Annotated in this window: 3 protein-coding genes; 1 reads left to right on the top strand and 2 read right to left on the bottom strand. The window is 38.0% G+C overall.

Annotated features, from left to right (window positions below):
- Positions 1 to 720 (top strand): hypothetical protein (locus T515_RS17755; RefSeq protein ID WP_036613638.1); only part of this gene is annotated, 720 nt, incomplete at its 5' end.
- 58 nt (positions 721 to 778) lie between these two features.
- Here the strand turns inward: T515_RS17755 and T515_RS16155 are convergent.
- Together T515_RS16155 and T515_RS16150 are read right to left on the bottom strand one after the other, a co-directional pair.
- The gene (locus T515_RS16155; RefSeq protein ID WP_036613635.1) at positions 779 to 1,042 is read right to left on the bottom strand and encodes a Txe/YoeB family addiction module toxin; all 264 of its coding nucleotides are present in this window, start codon (positions 1,040 to 1,042) and stop codon (positions 779 to 781) included.
- Positions 1,035 to 1,301 (bottom strand): type II toxin-antitoxin system RelB/DinJ family antitoxin, encoded by a 267-nt coding sequence (locus T515_RS16150; RefSeq protein WP_036613632.1) that lies wholly within the window; start codon positions 1,299 to 1,301, stop codon positions 1,035 to 1,037. The genes T515_RS16155 and T515_RS16150 overlap by 8 nt, the downstream gene beginning before the upstream one ends.
- Positions 1,302 to 1,579 lie beyond the last annotated feature (278 nt).

Raw genomic sequence — 1,579 nt, 5'->3', positions numbered from 1 at the left:
GGCAGGATCTTCCTGCAACACAATATTTTTGAATACAAGTCACCTGAAGATGAACTTGGTATAGATGAATATTTTAAGACATTGGCCTATGCATGCTTGTATAAAGCCAATGCTGAGAACGAAGATGCTATCCGATCATCGGAAATAACCATCTCTCTTATCCGGGAGGGAATGACCAGAACATTGATCAACTGGTTTAAGAACAACAGTTGCGTTGTTGCCGAAGAATATCCGGGAATATTTTACATTTCCGGGGAAAAAGTGCTTTTTCCGACTCAGCTTATCATTTCATCAAGATTGAGAGTCGATGAGCATCAATGGTTAAAGGCCCTGACCCGGAAGATGGATGAAACGACAGCTAAAAGCCTGGTTTCGTCTGCTAAAGTCCTGACTGAAAAAGATGATAAAGAAAATGCCGATTCGGTTTTGCATCTTGCTATGATAGAAAACGAGGCAATTTTTAATAAATTGAAGGAGGTACCGGAAATGAATGAAGCTCTTATAAAACTCATGAAGCCCGAACTGGATGCTGCAAAAGCCAGTGCAAGACAAGAAGGCATTGCCGAAGGAAAAGCTGAAGGAAGGACCGAGGGTGCTACAGAATTAGCCACAGTAATTAAGCTGTTAAAATCCGGTTCCCCGGTTCAGATACTTCTTGATAAAGGATATAATCCGGATATCGTTAAGTCTGCAAATGAACTGCTGGCTGAAATATCTTAGGTGATAGAATAAGCGTTCAAGTCAGGTGTAGACTTGAACGCTTAGTTTATACATGGATTTATTCGTAATGTCCCCGACATGACATGATTCTAATATGACCATCGGTATAGTCATATACCAAGCGATCCACGTCATTGATGCGACGACTCCAAAAGCCACTGAGGTTTTCTTTTAGAGGTTCAGGTTTTCCCAGACCATCAAAAGGATTTCTTTGGGCATCTTTTATTAAAGCATTAATTCTCTTTAATGTTTTTTTGTCTTGCCCTTGCCAGAAAAGGTAATCTTCCCAGCCTCTATCTTCCCAAAGAACCCCATCAGTCATCCTCCATGAGTTCGTGTTCCTCGAAGTGTGCTTTCCCTGATTTTATATCATCCATTATCATATTCAAATGACGAATATTACTTTCTGAATAAAAAGGATCTGCTGATACTTCAAACGGAATTCTACGCTCCCGAGTCATTTTTTTGGCAAAAATAGTGAACGCAGTAGTCATAGACATACCTAAATCATCACAAAGGCTTTCCATGTTCTTTTTTAATTCTGAATCCATCCTGAAATTTACATTAACAACATTTGCCATGACAGACACCTCCTATTACATAATTATGATTGTAGTATAACATAATTCGGCAATAATGCAAGATACATCATTACAATGTAATGATGTATCTATATAAATATGTTTAACCTGAGAATTCTTAAAAAATCAGAAAACTCACATCTGTTTCATCAGCGAGATCTCCGCTTATTGTTTCCCATAACGAATGATGGTAATATGAAAGTGATTGAGCGTTAATCACTTATAATTACCATAGAAAGAAAAATAATTATGAGTGAATACGAAAAGACCCAATGGCA

It is taken from the genome of Oribacterium sp. P6A1 (assembly GCF_000702885.1).
GTDB lineage: Bacteria > Bacillota > Clostridia > Lachnospirales > Lachnospiraceae > Oribacterium.
The sequence above is the reverse complement of the archived record's forward strand: the minus strand, read 5'-3'. Positions and strand labels throughout refer to the sequence as shown.

Coding starts and splice junctions, on each gene's coding strand:
- T515_RS16150 (WP_036613632.1), bottom strand. CDS start 1,301: ATGGCAAATGTTGTTAATGTAAATTTCAGGATGGATTCAGAATTAAAA.
- T515_RS16155 (WP_036613635.1), bottom strand. CDS start 1,042: ATGACTGATGGGGTTCTTTGGGAAGATAGAGGCTGGGAAGATTACCTT.